The sequence below is a fragment of the Capnocytophaga canis genome (assembly GCF_043187445.1).
In the GTDB taxonomy this organism is placed as follows: domain Bacteria; phylum Bacteroidota; class Bacteroidia; order Flavobacteriales; family Flavobacteriaceae; genus Capnocytophaga; species Capnocytophaga canis.
In genome coordinates this window covers 2,445,092-2,462,500 of sequence record NZ_CP171121.1, presented here as the reverse complement: position 1 = coordinate 2,462,500, position 17,409 = coordinate 2,445,092, and the positions used below count along the sequence as shown (strand labels likewise).

Below are 17,409 nucleotides of genomic sequence, written 5' to 3'. Positions count from 1 at the left end.
GCTAAAGGCTTTAAGCATTATGTGGAGAATAAGGGAGTCGAACCCTTGACCTCCTGCGTGCAAGGCAGGCGCTCTAGCCAGCTGAGCTAATTCCCCATTAATATAGGTATTAGGGGTTAGGCAATAGGGAATAGTTTATATCAATCCCAAAACTCTTACCTATCTTAAAAGCAACAACCTCTAAAATTTCCTTTCATTCTATTTTTATGAACTTTTTAGCTTTTAGCTATTGGATATTAGCCATTAGCTATCAACTCTGTAGTCCCAGGCAGACTCGAACTGCCGACCTCTACATTATCAGTGTAGCGCTCTAACCAGCTGAGCTATGAGACTGCATCTTTTTAGCTATTAGCCATCAGCAAATAGCAATTAGTCTATATAACTTCTAAACACTAATCACTAACCTCTAATTAGCCTAGAAATATCGACTGCACAAGATTTAAAGAATATCCTACAATTACTCTCGTAAAGGCATTTCTCTAGAAAGGAGGTGTTCCAGCCGCACCTTCCGGTACGGCTACCTTGTTACGACTTAGCCCCAGTCACTAGTTTTACCCTAGGCAGCTCCTTGCGGCAACCGACTTCAGGTACCCCCAGCTTCCATGGCTTGACGGGCGGTGTGTACAAGGCCCGGGAACGTATTCACCGGATCATGGCTGATATCCGATTACTAGCGATTCCAGCTTCACGGAGTCGAGTTGCAGACTCCGATCCGAACTGTGACCGGCTTTATAGATTCGCTCCTGCTCACGCAGTGGCTGCTCGCTGTACCGGCCATTGTAGCACGTGTGTAGCCCAAGATGTAAGGGCCGTGATGATTTGACGTCATCCCCACCTTCCTCACGGTTTGCACCGGCAGTCCCGTTAGAGTGCTCGACTTAACTCGCTAGCAACTAACAGCAGGGGTTGCGCTCGTTATAGGACTTAACCTGACACCTCACGGCACGAGCTGACGACAACCATGCAGCACCTTGAAAAACGTCCGAAGAAATACCTATCTCTAGGTACGTCGTTCCCCATTTAAACCTTGGTAAGGTTCCTCGCGTATCATCGAATTAAACCACATGCTCCACCGCTTGTGCGGGCCCCCGTCAATTCCTTTGAGTTTCACACTTGCGTGCGTACTCCCCAGGTGGGATACTTATCACTTTCGCTTAGCCACTCAGTCCGAAAACCAAACAGCTAGTATCCATCGTTTACAGCGTGGACTACCAGGGTATCTAATCCTGTTCGCTCCCCACGCTTTCGTCCATCAGCGTCAATCGGTCGTTAGTAACATGCCTTCGCAATCGGTGTTCTGTGTAATATCTATGCATTTCACCGCTACACTACACATTCCAGCTACTTCACAACTATTCAAGACATACAGTTTCAAAGGCAGTTACTCAGTTGAGCTCAGTGCTTTCACCTCTGACTTATACGCCCGCCTACGGACCCTTTAAACCCAATGATTCCGGATAACGCTCGCATCCTCCGTATTACCGCGGCTGCTGGCACGGAGTTAGCCGATGCTTATTCATACAGTACCGTCATCAATCTACTCGTAGACCTTATTCTTCCTGTATAAAAGCAGTTTACAACCCATAAGGCCGTCATCCTGCACGCGGCATGGCTGGATCAGTCTTCCGACCATTGTCCAATATTCCTCACTGCTGCCTCCCGTAGGAGTCTGGTCCGTGTCTCAGTACCAGTGTGGGGGACATCCCTCTCAGAACCCCTACCCATCGTAGCCTTGGTGTGCCGTTACCACTCCAACTAGCTAATGGGACGCGTACTCATCTTTTACCACCGTAGCTTTAATTATTTAATGATGCCATAAAATAATACTATAAGGTATTAATCCAAATTTCTTCGGGCTATCCCTTAGTAAAAGGTAGATTGTACACGTGTTACGCACCCGTACGCCGGTCTAGGGAGAGCAAGCTCTCCTTACCCCTCGACTTGCATGTGTTAGGCCTGCCGCTAGCGTTCATCCTGAGCCAGGATCAAACTCTTCATCGTTAAAAATCTTTAATATCGTAACCTTTAACAAATAAGTAATCGACTCTTAGGATAATTCTTTAAATCTTATTCTTGTGCTGTCAACAATTTTTTCAATGAACTTTATTACTCTTCGCTTTTAGCTACTAGCTAACAGCTATTAGCTCTCAAAGCGGGTGCAAAGATAACAACTTTTTATCTTTACTTCCAAATTTTTTTCAAAATATTTTTTCTTGAACTTTTCGCTTCGCGCTGTAAGCTATACGCCATAAGCTAATAGCTAACTGCCTTCCAAAGCGGGTGCAAAAGTAATACTTTTTTCTAAACTACCAAAACTTTTGCAAACTTTTTTTCAAAATATTTTTTTTGAGCGTTTTGCTTCGCGCTGTAAGCTATATGCTATAAGCTAATAGCTAACCGCCTTCCAAAGCGGGTGCAAAAGTAATACTTTTTTCTAAACTACCAAAACTTTTGGAAAGTTTTTTTTGAAATATTTTTTTGAACTTTTCGCTTCGCGCTGTAAGCTATACGCTATAAGCTAATAGCTAACGGCCTTCCAAAGCGGGTGCAAAAGTAATACTTTTTTCTAAACTACCAAAACTTTTGTAATTTTTTTCCAAAAAAATCACTTTCGTCCCAAAGTTAGCATATAAATTATTGATTATGTTACTGATTATGAAACCATTAAACAAAAATAAAAACTGCTATAAATGACAGTCTTTTAACCTTACTCTGTAAATTCAATAACTTCTGCTGTTACAACGATTGTATAAGTTTCCAAAATAAACATATAAGAACGATGTACTTCAATTCGTTCATTGATAACAGCTCTTGCTGATCCTTCTAAATTTGCTTGATTTAACATATTTCGTCTTGCTTCTGCTAAAACTGATTTTTTCAAGCCCCAAAAACCAAAAATTTTATTATCGGAAGCTTCTCCTTTTATAGTTGTGATTTGTAATGAAAAAATAACCAAAACTGATAACACTATTTATATCTCAACATAAGTTTAAAGCTATCAGCAAATAATACCTAAGTAAAAAGTTTAACATTTAAAAATACTGCTATTTTTCACGACAATGAAGCAAAATTTACAGATAAAAACTTTTTGGCACCACTCCTGTCCGAAAGTTTTAAATGTCTTAGATTTATCTACAGGTTAATAATTTTAGTTAATTTTAACATAGTTAATTGATTTCCTATATTGTTGAAAAAAAATTACACTATTTCAAAAACAAAAACTTTGGAATAGAGAGAGTCCCGATTCCAAAGTTTTTCTTTTAAATTAATTTCTTACTTACTTTTTCCTTGGTTTGCAACGCTGTTAATGGCAGCTGCAATAGCCTCTTGGTCGCCTAAGTAGTAGCTTTTTATAGGTTTTAAATCAGCATCTAACTCGTAAACCAATGGCACTCCTGTAGGAATATTTAGTTTCAAAATAGCTTCTTCACTAAGTCCGTCCAAATATTGAACCAATGAACGCAAACTGTTTCCGTGTGCTGCAATAATTACGCTTTTCCCTGATTTAATAGCAGGAGCTATTTCACTGAACCAGAAAGGCAACATACGATCGTAAGTATCTTTCAAACTTTCGCCACCTGTTTTTTCTTCGGGTTGCAAGTCAGCATAACGGCGATCGTGTGAAGGATGACGTTCATCTGTTTCTTCAATGAGTGGAGGTTTCACATCGTACGAACGTCTCCATAAAAGCACTTGATCCTCACCATATTTTTCGGCTGTCTCCGCTTTGTTTAAACCTTGTAATGCTCCATAGCTCTTCTCGTTTAAACGCCAATGCTTGTGAGTAGGCACCCATAAATCGCCCATCTCTTCTAAAGCATAGTTTAAGGTTTTGATAGCTCTTTTCAACACCGAAGTAAAAGCTATGTCAAACTTAAACCCTTCTTTTTTGAGGATTCGTCCTGCTTCACGAGCTTCTTCAATACCTTGTTCTGTTAAATCAACATCTTGCCAACCTGTAAATAGGTTTAGTTTGTTCCATTCACTCAATCCGTGACGTAGTAATACAATTTTGTACATATATCTTTATCTTTTTAATTATTAGCTACTACAAAATACTCGACAAATATACCTTTTTTTTTCGAAATCACCTAAGCTAAGAAACATTTTTTGCACCAATATGCAATCTAAGTATGAAATTGATAGTTGCTACTGATTTAAGCTAAACTTATTTTTTTTGTTGAGCCTTGCGTTGAGCTTCGGCTTGTTCCATCATTTCACGCATTTTACGTTGGAAATTACTTTCCTTTTTAGGTTGTTTTTTATTTTCTTCAATACGTGCATGGATTTTTTTCTCATCAATAATCCAGTATTTGATTGCCAACATGATCAAAATAGTCAGCAAGTTAGATACAAAATAGTACAAACTCAATCCACTCGCGTAGTTGTTAAAGAAAAATAACATCATTATAGGCGACAAATAAATCAAAAATTTCATATTAGGCATTCCTGGTTGTTGCTGTTGCATACTTTGCGACATTGTCATTAAAGAATAAATCAAAATAGCAACCGATGCCAAAATTGGAAATAAACTAATATGGCTTCCATAGAAAGGAATTGAAAACGGAAGTTCCATAACAGCATCATAGGATGAAAGGTCATCTGCCCATAGGAAGCTGTGTTGTCTCAACCCAAATGCTGTTGGAAAGAAATTGAACAACGCCAAGAAAACAGGTAACTGCAATAACGCAGGAATACAACCACTTAACGGATTTACACCTGCTTTACGATATAAATCCATCGTTTCTTGCTGACGTTTCATCGGTTCTTTAAATTTCTCGTTGATTTCATTGATTTCAGGGCGTAGTACCTTCATCTTTGCCTGTGATATGTACGATTTATACACCATTGGCGATAGAAGAACACGTACAATGATGGTCATTAAAATAATAGCAATTCCTACGGAAAAATAATTAGTAAGTAAATTAAACAACGGAATAAACAAAAATTTATTGAGCCATCCGAAGATTCCCCAACCTAATGGAATTAAATCTGTAAGGTCATGATTTTCATATTGTTTTAAAACATTGTAATCACTCGGGCCAAAATAGAAATGTAATGATTCACCGAGTTCACCTCCTTTAAGTGTCAATGGTAAAGAGGCTACGTAGTCCTTAGTAAATTGAACATCTACTCCTTCATCTTTGACCAGATTTTTGGAAACAAATTTTCCCTCCGCTAAAGGAGTATCAGAGATTAAAATCGATGAAAACAAGTGCTGTTTAAATGCAACCCAGTTAACATTTTTCAATTGCTCATCATCATCTCCACTTTCACTCATGCGGTCTATTTTGTCACCCTCATGCTGAACGGTCATCTGTGTGTAACGGTTTTCATACGTTACGCTTTTTTCCATACGGCGTGATTTCATAGCCCACTGTAATGCCACAGGTTTTGCTCCGTTTAGTACTTCTGATAAACCTTGTGAACGCACTGAAAAATCGACCATATATCCTTCGGATTTCAACTCGTAGACATATTCTAAAAACTGATTTTCAGACACTTTCAATTTCATGGAAACTACTTTTTTACCATCTTTTTCGGTAGTAGTCGGTTCAAAATAAAGATCCTTAGTGTCTAAGTTTTGATTTTGAGTTGTAGTGAAATTCAATGAAAATGAGGCGTTGTCATCTTGAATTAAATATAAAGGCTGTGCATCATAAGTTGTAAACTCTTTCAAGAACAACTGTTTCACTTGTCCTCCTTTGTTACTGATAACCAATTTAATATCCTTATTCTCCAAAACGGTTACCCCTTCAGATGCCGATGGCAACGAAGCTGAATAAGCAAATGCTCCCAAGGTTGACTTATACTGAGCCAAAGCTACCGAATCAGTTGGAATAGTGGCAGGTTTTGTTTGAGTTGAAGTTAGTTGATTTTGACTATTTCGTTCAGCTTCCAAGCGCTCCTTTTCAGCCTGTCGTTTGGCCAATTCCTCTGCTGTAGGTTGGTTATTATAGCTCATCCACAGGAGCAACAAAAATATAATTCCAAACCCAAGAATTGTTTTAAAATCTATCTTTTTTTCTTCCATCTTTTGATTATTATCTGCTTAAAAAATTATTATTTAAAGGTTTAGCTACAAAAACTGATACAAAATGTAATTTTCAAATAGCTCTTCTTTTGGTATCTTATTCACATACGGAACGCATCCTAAGTAAGATTCCCTAAAATGAGTGTCGAGGCTCTCGACTGATTTTATTTTCCAAAGATGCTTTTACGAAAGCTATAAACAACGGATGTGGATTAGCAACCGTACTTTTGTATTCAGGGTGATATTGAACCCCCACAAACCATGGATGCTCTTCTTTTTTAAGTTCAATAACTTCCACCAAATTAGTTTCGGGATTCACGCCTGAACATTGCAATCCTGCGTTTTCCAATTGCTCCTTATAATCATTATTAAATTCATAGCGATGGCGATGGCGTTCTGAAATAGCTTCCTTTTTATAGGCTTCATAAATCAATGTACCTTTTTTAAGTTTACAGTCCCAGGCTCCCAAACGCATAGTTCCCCCTTTTTGAGTTATTTCTTTTTGGCTTTCCATCAAATTAATTACAGGATAGTCAGCTTCAGGGTTCATCTCAGTAGAGTTAGCATTGATCAAATTAGCCTTGTGACGAGCATACTCTATCACAGCCATTTGCATACCCAAGCAAATTCCTAAGAATGGAATTTTGTTTTCTCGAACATATTTTATCGCGATGATTTTCCCTTCGATGCCTCGACCTCCAAAACCTGGAGCTACCAAAACACCATCTAAATGACCTATTTTTTCGTGTACATTATCTTGATCAATATACTCAGAATGAATACTTTCCACATCCACACGAACTTCATTTTCTGCACCCGCATGGATAAACGATTCCAAAATTGATTTATATGAATCCTGCAACTCAACGTATTTACCAACCAAACCAATTTTGATGCGGTGCTTTGGATTTTTATGGCGTTGCAAAAACGCATTCCACTGCACTAAATTAGGTTCATTACGTGCTGGTAAATCTAACTTTTTCAGTGCTACCTTATCCAACCCTTCTAAAAGCATCATGTTCGGCACATCATAAATGGTTGAAGCATCGATTGATTGGATAACGGCCTCTCGTTTTACATTGCAGAACAGAGCTAATTTATAGCGTAAATCGTCAGAAAGTTCATGCTCTGTGCGACAAACCAATATATCAGCTTTGATACCACTTTCCATCAGGGTTTTAACACTGTGTTGTGTAGGTTTAGTCTTCAATTCACCCGCTGCAGCCAAAAATGGAACTAAGGTCAAGTGTACCACAATTCCGTTATTCTCTCCCAAATCCCATAACAGTTGTCGTACCGACTCAATGTAAGGTAAAGATTCAATATCACCAACCGTACCACCAATTTCGGTAATGACAATGTCAAAATCGCCCGTTTTTCCCAGAAGTTGCATTCGTTCTTTGATTTCGTTGGTAATATGTGGAATCACCTGAACTGTTTTGCCTAAAAATTCCCCACGGCGTTCTTTTTCAATGACACTTTGGTAAACACGACCTGTTGTAACATTGTTTGCTTGAGAGGTAGGTACGTTCAAAAAACGTTCGTAATGTCCTAAGTCTAAGTCTGTTTCTGCGCCATCTTCGGTAACGAAGCACTCTCCATGTTCATACGGGTTGAGTGTTCCAGGATCTACATTGATATAAGGGTCAAACTTTTGAATCGTAACCCGATAGCCACGTGCTTGTAACAATTTAGCCAACGATGCTGCGATGATTCCCTTTCCTAAAGAAGACGTTACGCCTCCTGTAACAAAAATATATTTGGTCTTAGCCATAGCTTATTAGTTATTTCAAATTCCAACGGGCAAAAGTACGATTTTTATTTGGAAATAAAAAACAACAAAAATAGGATTCCTCCAAGCAGATTCTGCTTTAAGTGTAGCTACTAAAAAAATAATACAAACTATTCATGAAACACACAAACAACTGTAACATTTTTAGAAGAAACAAAATAATGGACTCTAAGTAGCTCATTATAAACATTTAAACAAAAAAAAGAGATAATTTTTAGACTCTTCAAAAATAAAAACTATGGGAATTTCTTTTTTTTGTACAGAAAAAATCTACCTTTGCAAACTAACTATTCAAATACAATATACAATACATAAAATGAAAGGTGTACTATTAGTCAATTTAGGTTCTCCTGATTCCACGGAAGTGGGAGATGTTAAACGATATTTAGACGAGTTCTTGATGGATGAACGAGTGATTGACTTTCCTTACTTGCTGAGAAGTTTGATCGTCCGCGGAATTATTTTGCGTATACGACCCAAAAAAACAGCCGCTGCCTACAAAAAAATATGGTGGGAAGAAGGTTCTCCACTCATTGTTATCACAAAACGATTGCTGGAAAAAGTGCAAACACAAACCTCCATCCCCGTAGAAATGGCTATGCGTTACGGAAATCCAAGTATTGAATATGGTTTGAATCAATTAAAAAATAAGGGAGTTACAGATGTTCTTTTGTTGCCTCTCTATCCACAATATGCCATGGCAACCACCCAAACCATTGAGGTACTGACTGAAAAACTGGTACAAACAAAATTCAAAGGAATGAAAATCACCAAATTCCCAGCTTTTTACAACCGTACCGAATATATTGATGCTCTTGCGAAAGTAACCAAAACCTATTTGGATGCTAATGAGTTTGATCATTTATTGTTCTCGTATCACGGTGTGCCTGAACGTCATCTGTACAAAACTGTGCGTACAAAAAATCATAAAAAAATCGTTGATCACGAATATTGCTGTGCACCAGAATCAGAAGAGTCAAAATACTGTTATAGAACTCATTGCTTTGAAACCACGCGTCTGTTAGTTGAAAAACTTGGATTACAAGAGGGTACCTACAGCCAGGCGTTTCAATCGCGTTTAGGAATAGACAAATGGCTGGAACCTTTTACCTCGGACAGAGTCGAAGAACTTGCTAAGAGCGGGACTAAAAAATTAGCTGTCATAACCCCAGCCTTTGTGGCGGACTGTATCGAAACACTTGAGGAAATTGAAATGGAGGCGGGTGAAGATTTCTTACATAACGGTGGTGAAGAGTTTAAAATGATTCCTTGTTTGAACGATGACGACAGTTGGGTAAGTGCTTTAGTTACCTGGATTCAAGAATGGCAGAACAAATAAATTTGAGCTATGGAAAAAATTGGAATTATTTATGCAACTGTTGACGGACATACAAAAAAAATATGCGATAGCATACACGAAGTGCTTTCTTCAAAACAAAAAGAGGTACAGTTGATACCAGTGCAAACCTTTGATGGCAACTTGCATTTTTTTGATAAAATTCTGATAGCTTCGAGCATCCGGTATGGGAAGCATCATACTGACATTCTGAAACTTATCAATGAAAACTACGCTGTATTGAATATAAAAAAAGCAGCGTTCATATCCGTAAACTTAGTAGCTCGAAAATCCGAGAAGAGTACAGAAACGACAAATCCATATGTTGTGAAATTTTTAAAAAATATTGAATGGAAGCCTTCTGTAGTCAAAGTGTTTGCAGGAAAATTAAACTACAAAATATACGGTTTTTTTGATAGAATAATCATCAAACTTATTATGTTTATCACCAAAGGACCTACAAGCTCCCCTACCGAAATTGACTATACAAATTGGGATGAAGTAAAACGCTTTGCAAATGATTTTGCAGAACTGTAGATAATAAGTTAAAGAACAAATAGCAAATAATCATCGTTATTTACTTATTGTCCTAACCTGAAAGTTACGGAAAGTTCAAAACAAGTTCAATTATTCTAAAAATTCTAGAAGTTGTTCTGTATGATTTTTTGTTTTAACCTTGTCGATCACATGAGTAACTACATGATTTTCATTTAAAACGAAAGTCTTTCGGTGGATACCATCAAATTCCATCCCCATAAACTTTTTAGGACCCCATACGCCAAATTGCTCAATGATTTTCTTTTCTTCATCAGCGATGAGTGGATAGCTTAATTTATTTTTAGTAGCGAAGTTGGCTTGTCGCTTTACCGAATCAGCACTCACTCCAAGCAAGGCGTATCCTTTCTGCTTTAGAATTTCATAACCACTTTCTAAACTACATGCCTCAGCAGTACACCCCGGCGTACTGGCTTTCGGGTAGAAAAAAACTATCACTTTTTTACCTTGGAAATCCGAAAGTTTCACTACATTTCCATGTTGATCAGTACCCTGAAAATCTTGAATTTGATCTCCTTTTTTTACAGTATTCATATTTTAATATTTTATGCACAATTTATTTACCAAACTGATAGTTAAAAATCACAATGAAACTGTCCGAAAAAAATGGAATTTGAATATTTCTGCCAAAAAAACTCAAAATCAAAGAATTAAAATGAAACAACTAATTCAAACTAACTTTTACGAAAAGCCTCATTGTGATAAAATAAATTTTTATTATCTCGAATCAATGTTATGGATTCAACGGGAAAATTAAAGGTAATACAAAAATCATAATAATTCCGACAATAATTTGCAACGGCAACCCTAATTTGACATAGTCCATAAATTTATAACGTCCTGCGGACATTACCAAAGCATTAGGAGGCGTAGCAAAAGGCGATGCAAACGCCAAACTTGCTGCTACAGCCACAGCAAATAAGAAAGGATATGGACTGAAATTCAAGGAAACAGCTGATTCAAATGCAATAGGAGCTAATAATACGGCTGTTGCTGTATTGCTGATAAAAAGTGTTAATACAGAAGTTGTAAAATAGATACCTGCCAATAGTATGTAAGGATTATTCCCTAAATTCTGTGCCAACATTTCAGAAACATAATGTGAGACTCCTGTCTTTTCCAATGCCATTGCCATGGGTAACATTCCTGCGATAAGTACCAAACTTTCCCAATTTATAGTCTGGTAGGCAGCTTCAACGTTTCGCAATGCTCCGGAAACAACCATCAAAATTGAAGCTATGATTACGGCCGTTACTGGTGCAATCGGAATAAAATCAAACATCATAGCTACTACCATGGCAATCATAATTACTGCTGCGATAGGCGCTTTGTGTGTCAACGTGACTTTTGAAGCCTCCTCAAGTGGATGTCCTAATACTACTAATTGACTACGTTCAGCTCCTAACTTCACAATATTGTCCCACGTTCCCTGTACCAAAAGAATATCTCCTGTATGTATTTTTTCATCTTTAATATCCTGTAAAAGATACGTATCTTGCCGTTGAATTCCCAAAATGTTTAATCCAAAGTGCTCTCGTAAACGACTTTTTTTAACAGGTACATTAACCAATTTTGAAGCAGGCATCACCAATACTTCAGCGATACCAATATCTGAGAATTTTAGCACTTCAGTTTCATCTTTGTTTCCTTTTAACTCCAGAAGTTGTAATTTGTTATCATCAATTAATTGCTGAACATCGTCTTTCTTTCCTTGAATATAAAGAATATCTCCTTCATAAATCACTGAGTTAGCATTTACTACCTCCTGATGATTACTTTCAAAAAAAGGTGCTCCTAAAGGTGATTTATGGCGTATTTCTAATATATTGATATGATATTTCTCGGTTGTATGCAACTCTTTTAAACTTTTATCGACAAAAGGAGAGTCTTTTTGAACCTGAACTTTGTACAAATTTTTCGATAGTTTATATTCTCGAACTAAATCATAAGGAGTTTTGTCGTTTTTTTCACTTCCCTCCCCTACTTTTTCTTTCTTCTTAATCAAAATTTTACTCAGCGGTATGATGACCAACATTCCTACGACCAATCCAATGACTCCCACAGAAGTGAACGAAAAAAATGTCAATTGTGGATATCCCTTTTCAATCAATACTTCATCAATAACCAAGTTGGGAGGCGTACCAATCAAGGTCATTACCCCTCCTAAACTACTAGCAAACGCCATCGGCATCAACAAGCGACTGATATTAATTTTGTTACTGGCCATAGCTAAGCTAATCACAATGGGGAGCATCAAAGCCACCGTTCCTGTATTACTAACAAAAGCTCCGATAGAGGCTGTGACCAACATTATTATTATCAACAATTTAATCTCACTATCTCCTGCCAATTTAAGAAAGTAGCTACTAATCATTTTGGCTAATCCTGTCTGAAAAATCGCCCCTCCAACAATGAAAAGCCCTAACATCATAATCACTACTGGATTAGAAAATCCTGAAAGAGCATCTTTGGGCGAAAGAATCCCAAAGGTAATTAGAAGCACTAAAGAACATACTGCAACTAAATCGGCACGCACCTTCCCACTGACAAAAAAAACCGCGGCTACTAATAAAATTGCCAAAGTAGCGTAGGCATCAAACCCTAAAATTGTACTGCTTAACGAAATCATACTTGTATTTTTTATAATTAATTTACATAATCAGCTAATTAACAACAAATTAAAAAGAAAAAATCCCAATGTCTGCTTTATATCTTATTAAAGATGTATAAAACAAACAATGAGACTTTACCCTTTGCTTTTTATTGATATATTACTTTTCTTTGGTTCAGTTAATTTTCCTTTCATAATATGGTAGTGTTGACGATGAAAGAACAATTTTGACACCAAAGGTAATAAATATTTTTCAAAAAAACAACCCTAAAATGTACAAAAATGTAGATTTTAGGGTTATTATTTCCGCAATTTTATGATTTTCTATTTTACGGAATTATATCAAAACTCCAGTACCTAATTTAACCGAAATCATTTCACTAACACGATCCTCTAACGCAGGAATACGAACACTTTCCAAAACAGTATTTGCAAAAGCATACGTAAGTAATGCCTCCCCTTCTTTTTTCGGGATTCCGCGAGTTTGAAGATAGAAAAGTGCATCTTTATCCAATTCACCTACAGTACAACCGTGTGAACATTTCACATCATCGGCAAAAATCTCAAGCTGAGGTTTGGTATTTATGGTAGCCTTTTCCGAAAGTAAAATGGTATCGTTTTGTTGATAAGCATTTGTTTTCTGAGCGATTTTTTCTACCATAATTTTTCCGTTGAACACTCCTGCACTATTGTCGGACAAAATAGCTTTGTAATCCTGATGACTTTCGCAGTTTGGCTCTGCATGATTCACAAGTGTATAATTATCAACATGTTGTGTACCTGAAAGAATGGTAACCCCTTTCAAAGTAGACTCCAAGCGCTCTCCATGGTGATAAAAATTAAGGTTGTTACGCGTAAGTTCTCCTCCAAAAGAAAACGTATGCACGGAAGCATTACTGTTTCCTTCTTGAGAGATATAGGTATTATCAATCATTGAAGATGTCAAACTATCATTTTGAATTTTGTAATAATCCAAAATAGCGTTTTTATCTACAAAAATCTCTGTAACTACGTTAGTTAGCACTTTTTGAGTTGATAAATTATGATGCATTTCAATGATTTTCACCTGCGCATTCTCCCCTACTTCGATAATGTTTCGAGGCTGATAACACATGGCTTTCCCTAAGTCTGTAGCAATGAAAAGTAATTCTATTGGTTTTTCAACCACCTTATTTTTAGGAATATAGATACAAATTCCATCTTTCGAAAAAGCTGTATTGAGGGCAGTAAACACATCGTCCTTGCGAGTCTCACGATCAAAATACTTTGAGGTAAAATCAGCTGCATCCTCTGATTTTAATATCTCTCGGAATGAAGAAACCATAAAACTATCAGCCTGTACCTGAGAGAGTTCTGATGAATAAACCCCATCTATAAACACTACTTTGTGACTATCCTCTTGAATCCAAAATGGACGCACATCCTCAGATGTCAACGATGTTTGTTTTGAAACTAATATCTCAAAATCATTTTTTAACAATGTGGAAAGCGAGGTATATTTCCACGCTTCGTCTTTTTTGGTTGGAAACCCCTTTTGTTCAAAAAAAATAATTGCCTCTTGACGTTTATTTTTTAATATATCTTCCTTATTTTCAAACAATTGAAATGAATCAACCCATTTTTTCTGTAAACTCATCTACTGTGATTTTATCTTTATTATGTTAGTATTTTTTTTTCAAAAACGGTGCAAATATACACCTTTTTTATTGTCTTTCAAATGTCATCTTCCACAAACCACGAAGTTCTCCCATGGTATAATTAACGGCTTTATCATTTGGATATTTATCTGCTATAACTTTCTGAACCTCAGCAGTTATATCCCCTTGAGTATTTCCGTGACAAGCCAAACAAGTAGGCATACCTAACGGAATAGCCTTGTAAAAATAAATCTTATTCTCTTCCTCGAACAGGATATGTTTAGGCTGGTTTTTGTCTCCCATCAAGGCTGTGATTTCATTCCATGCCTGAAGATCAATGTCAGTAGCTATGGCGTTATCGGAATTTCTATTTTTATTCGATAAACGCTTAATTTCAAACCTGTTGTCTGCGAATGAATTTGTCAATGGAACAGCATTTTCATTGCAAAAATCGACTGCTCCAACAAAACCTACTTCTGCAATTTTTTTAGAAACATTCATTAAAAGAAGTTTCTGAGTTTCAGTGGTTACACTATCCGCTAAAGCGATATATTCCGTCCGTTGAGCTTCCGTAAGAGGTTTAGGAGTATTAACGCAACTTACTAATAATAAAGCTATTAAAATAAAATACAGTTTTTTCATAAATTAGATTCTCTGTTTTTGAATGATTTGTTGTTATTTAAAAATTTGTTATCGAAATTATGACGGGAAAATCTGAAGGTTATTACGGAAAAAATTAGCTTTTATTACTTGACTTCCATATGTACATAGAAATAAAATATCCACCATTAATAATCAAAAGTAACTCTCACCACATCACTCATTGCGTAGGCTTGGCAGGTAAGTACCAGACCATCAGAAATTTCTTTTTCAACCAAAGTTTCGTTTTTTGCCATTTTTACCTCTCCTTCGGTCACCTTACCGATACAACTACTGCATACTCCATTCAAGCACGAGTAAGGTGCATCAACGCCTTGTGAGAGTATGGAATTAAGTAAGGTCTGATTTTTAGGGCTTTCAAAAACGATTTCTTTCCCCGAAAGTGTCGAAAAAACGGTTACGTTTCCTTTCAATTGTGTAAAATCATTACTGGCAGGTTCCGCTTCAAACAATTCGGTAAAAATACGATCCTTCGTGATTCCTCGATTGAGGATATTTTCTTTAACGTTTACTACCATTTGATTAGGCCCACAAACATAGTAGCGTCCCCAATTCAAATCCTTATATTTTTCAAAAATATAAGACACTACCTGATCATTAATACGTCCCGAAAGATTGTCCCCCCACATCTCTTGGCTAAACACATAATGTACTAAAAATCGGTCGGGATACGTGGCTCGTAAAGACTCTATTTCATCAAAAAACAAAGTCTCTTCCTTTGATTTATTTCCGTAGACGAACACTACTTTGATATTGGTTTTTGCTAAAGCCGTTTTTGCGATGCTCATCATAGGCGTTACACCACTTCCTGCGGAAAATAACATAATATCCTTATTACCAAATATATCGTAAAAGAAAACAAAAGCTCCTTTTGAAGGCATCACTTCTAATGTGTCACCTTCCTTAAGTTGGGTGGTGGCATATGTTGAAAAAATTCCGTTTGGAACTCTCTTCACCGCTACACTGAGTTCGTTCTCGTTTACGCCCGAACAAATAGAATAAGCTCTTCTTATCTTTTGATTATCAATAGTTTGCTGTAGAGTTAGATACTCCCCTGCCTCGTAGGAAAACACTTTACGCAAAAGGTCAGGCACCTGAAAGGTAATTTTCACAGACGAAGCCGTTAGCTTTTCTATTTTTGTTACGGTTAGTTGATAAAATTTGTTCATTTTAATCGATTAGCCATTGAGTTTTAACAAAGAATTCTTTAGTGGTTGCAAAAATACAACAATAAATGAACAACTTTGCTATCCTATTGATTTTTTGTTTTATTTGTACATTTCGTTTGCTCCGAAATTGTATGTTTTTGAGTCTGCTAACGGTTTAACAGGCATCAATGGCTGAGCAGGAATTGATTTTCCTGAAGTATTGATTCCTGTGATTAACTCCAAGGCTTTTGCTAAAAATGGCTCTGTTTCTTGTCCCAACTCACCAAAGTTTGCCCAATCTTCCTCAATGGCGTGATTTGGAGTAATACCACTGGTATAGTCCCCTTCTCCATCTTTATTTACGATTTTCAACACCAAAGGTTGCATCGCCCATTTATGCTTAGGATTAACACCCTTTTTGTTATACCCAGCAGGACTATCGTACAATGTGATTGACCCTTGATTTTTACCTGTAGTAGTTCCTCCTATTTGAATAACTTCGATATAAGGTTTTAATCCATTGATAACCAATTCACTGGCAGATGCTGTTCTCTCTGTGGTTAAAATATAAATTCTTCTCAGCCCAGAAAGACTATTTATTGGGTAACTTACACCTTCTTTTATGATTTTATCGGCAAAATAGTTAGTTATATCGCTATCTTTAAATGCTGGTTGCAATTTGTCGTTCCAACGTTCTTTAGCAAAAACGTTTTGTTTTGACAACCCTGTAATCATAGATGCTAAATACACCGCTGATGAAATTCGCCCTCCGCCATTATATCTCAAGTCCAACACCAAATCGTTGATTACTTGAGATTTAAACATGCCAAATGCATCGTTGAGTTGTAAATCAAAATCAGCAACAAAACTATTGTACATCAAATAGCCCACTTTGTGACTTCCTTTTTCAATCACTTTTGAAATGTGTACAGGATTTTCTTTAATGCTTTTTTTCGCCATGGTAACGGTTCTGTTTTCCGAAACAATGGTTGGTTTATCATTAACTATTTTAATGCGATTGATGTCAATGACCATAGATGTTTTATCGTTGAATAACAACTGCCGATAATTGTTTATCGTAAGGGCTTGTCCATCGACCTGCGTGAAAACATCTCCACGTTTTATGCCTTTTTGTGCTGCATCCGTATCGGGAAGTACATAGCGAACAATACCTAAAACACCTCCTTGAGTTCCATAGCGTGAAAGAACAAAATCCATCCCTGAACTATATACCTGACCTGCAAAAGTTCTTTCTAATTCTTCGTAGTCATCGGTGATAAAACTAAATCTATCAATTTTCGGATGGTTGTTTAGCAATGAGTAGAAAAAATTATCAGGAGCTTGTTCTTTTTTCAGGAAATCAACATACTCTTTATTGTTAAAGTCAGTCTTCATTAAAGAAGGTGCAAAGCGAGTGTCCGCCAAGTTAGGAACATCGGCCTGCCACAGATAATATAAATTTAATCCTTTCCAAATAAAATTTTTTATCTGTAAATCTACTTGCTGCTCAGGAGTCAGTTGAGATATCAATCCTCCGTTAGGTGTATCATCAATATCTTTTTTACACGAAAAAACACTGAAAATCAACAAAGTAATAGATAATATTTTTCTCATAACATATTTTTTTTACCACAAA

Annotated in this window: 12 protein-coding genes, 2 tRNA genes and 1 rRNA gene; 2 read left to right on the top strand and 13 right to left on the bottom strand. The window is 36.7% G+C overall.

Annotated elements, in window-relative coordinates:
• Window positions 1-22: 22 nt before the first annotated feature.
• The 7 genes from ACF3OB_RS10490 to ACF3OB_RS10460 form a co-directional block, all read right to left on the bottom strand.
• Window positions 23-96 (bottom strand) — tRNA-Ala (locus tag ACF3OB_RS10490).
• A 163-nt stretch (window positions 97-259) separates the two neighbouring features.
• A tRNA-Ile gene (locus tag ACF3OB_RS10485) sits at window positions 260-333 on the bottom strand.
• 150 nt (window positions 334-483) lie between these two features.
• Window positions 484-2,001: ribosomal RNA gene (locus ACF3OB_RS10480) — 16S ribosomal RNA — on the bottom strand.
• A 706-nt stretch (window positions 2,002-2,707) separates the two neighbouring features.
• A complete protein-coding gene (locus ACF3OB_RS10475) occupies window positions 2,708-2,968 on the bottom strand; it encodes a DUF6567 family protein (protein WP_052458375.1) in 261 nt (86 codons plus the stop codon).
• Between the two features lie 305 nt (window positions 2,969-3,273).
• Window positions 3,274-4,020: a 2,3-diphosphoglycerate-dependent phosphoglycerate mutase gene (gpmA, locus tag ACF3OB_RS10470; RefSeq protein WP_042344794.1), complete on the bottom strand. Its 747-nt coding sequence runs from the start codon at window positions 4,018-4,020 to the stop codon at window positions 3,274-3,276.
• A gap of 148 nt (window positions 4,021-4,168) precedes the next feature.
• Window positions 4,169-6,034 (bottom strand): membrane protein insertase YidC, encoded by a 1,866-nt coding sequence (gene yidC / locus ACF3OB_RS10465; protein ID WP_392447663.1) that lies wholly within the window; start codon window positions 6,032-6,034, stop codon window positions 4,169-4,171.
• A 133-nt stretch (window positions 6,035-6,167) separates the two neighbouring features.
• Complete coding sequence (locus ACF3OB_RS10460) at window positions 6,168-7,808, bottom strand: CTP synthase (protein ID WP_042005816.1); 1,641 nt, start codon at window positions 7,806-7,808, stop codon at window positions 6,168-6,170.
• 334 nt (window positions 7,809-8,142) lie between these two features.
• Here ACF3OB_RS10460 and hemH point away from each other — a divergent pair, with 334 nt between their 5' ends.
• Together hemH and hemG are read left to right on the top strand one after the other, a co-directional pair.
• On the top strand, window positions 8,143-9,165 hold the full coding sequence (hemH, locus tag ACF3OB_RS10455) for a ferrochelatase (RefSeq protein WP_042346782.1): 1,023 nt from the start codon (window positions 8,143-8,145) through the stop codon (window positions 9,163-9,165).
• Between the two features lie 9 nt (window positions 9,166-9,174).
• On the top strand, window positions 9,175-9,699 hold the full coding sequence (gene hemG, locus ACF3OB_RS10450) for a menaquinone-dependent protoporphyrinogen IX dehydrogenase (protein WP_172915011.1): 525 nt from the start codon (window positions 9,175-9,177) through the stop codon (window positions 9,697-9,699).
• A 90-nt stretch (window positions 9,700-9,789) separates the two neighbouring features.
• Here the strand turns inward: hemG and bcp are convergent, their stop codons facing one another.
• The 6 genes from bcp to ACF3OB_RS10420 all read right to left on the bottom strand — a co-directional run bounded on the left by bcp (window position 9,790) and on the right by ACF3OB_RS10420 (window position 17,387).
• A complete protein-coding gene (gene bcp, locus ACF3OB_RS10445; RefSeq protein ID WP_042005812.1) occupies window positions 9,790-10,251 on the bottom strand; it encodes a thioredoxin-dependent thiol peroxidase in 462 nt (153 codons plus the stop codon).
• A 199-nt stretch (window positions 10,252-10,450) separates the two neighbouring features.
• A complete protein-coding gene (locus ACF3OB_RS10440; protein WP_095893259.1) occupies window positions 10,451-12,346 on the bottom strand; it encodes an SLC13 family permease in 1,896 nt (631 codons plus the stop codon).
• 319 nt (window positions 12,347-12,665) lie between these two features.
• Window positions 12,666-13,964, bottom strand: a complete 1,299-nt coding sequence (gene sufD / locus ACF3OB_RS10435) for a Fe-S cluster assembly protein SufD (RefSeq protein WP_172918492.1) — start codon at window positions 13,962-13,964, stop codon at window positions 12,666-12,668.
• A 67-nt stretch (window positions 13,965-14,031) separates the two neighbouring features.
• A complete protein-coding gene (locus ACF3OB_RS10430) occupies window positions 14,032-14,607 on the bottom strand; it encodes a DUF3365 domain-containing protein (protein ID WP_392447660.1) in 576 nt (191 codons plus the stop codon).
• A 146-nt stretch (window positions 14,608-14,753) separates the two neighbouring features.
• Window positions 14,754-15,794 (bottom strand): ferredoxin--NADP reductase, encoded by a 1,041-nt coding sequence (locus ACF3OB_RS10425; RefSeq protein ID WP_172913829.1) that lies wholly within the window; start codon window positions 15,792-15,794, stop codon window positions 14,754-14,756.
• A gap of 99 nt (window positions 15,795-15,893) precedes the next feature.
• The gene (locus tag ACF3OB_RS10420) at window positions 15,894-17,387 is read right to left on the bottom strand and encodes a S41 family peptidase (protein WP_392447658.1); all 1,494 of its coding nucleotides are present in this window, start codon (window positions 17,385-17,387) and stop codon (window positions 15,894-15,896) included.
• Between the last annotated feature and the right edge of the window lie 22 nt (window positions 17,388-17,409).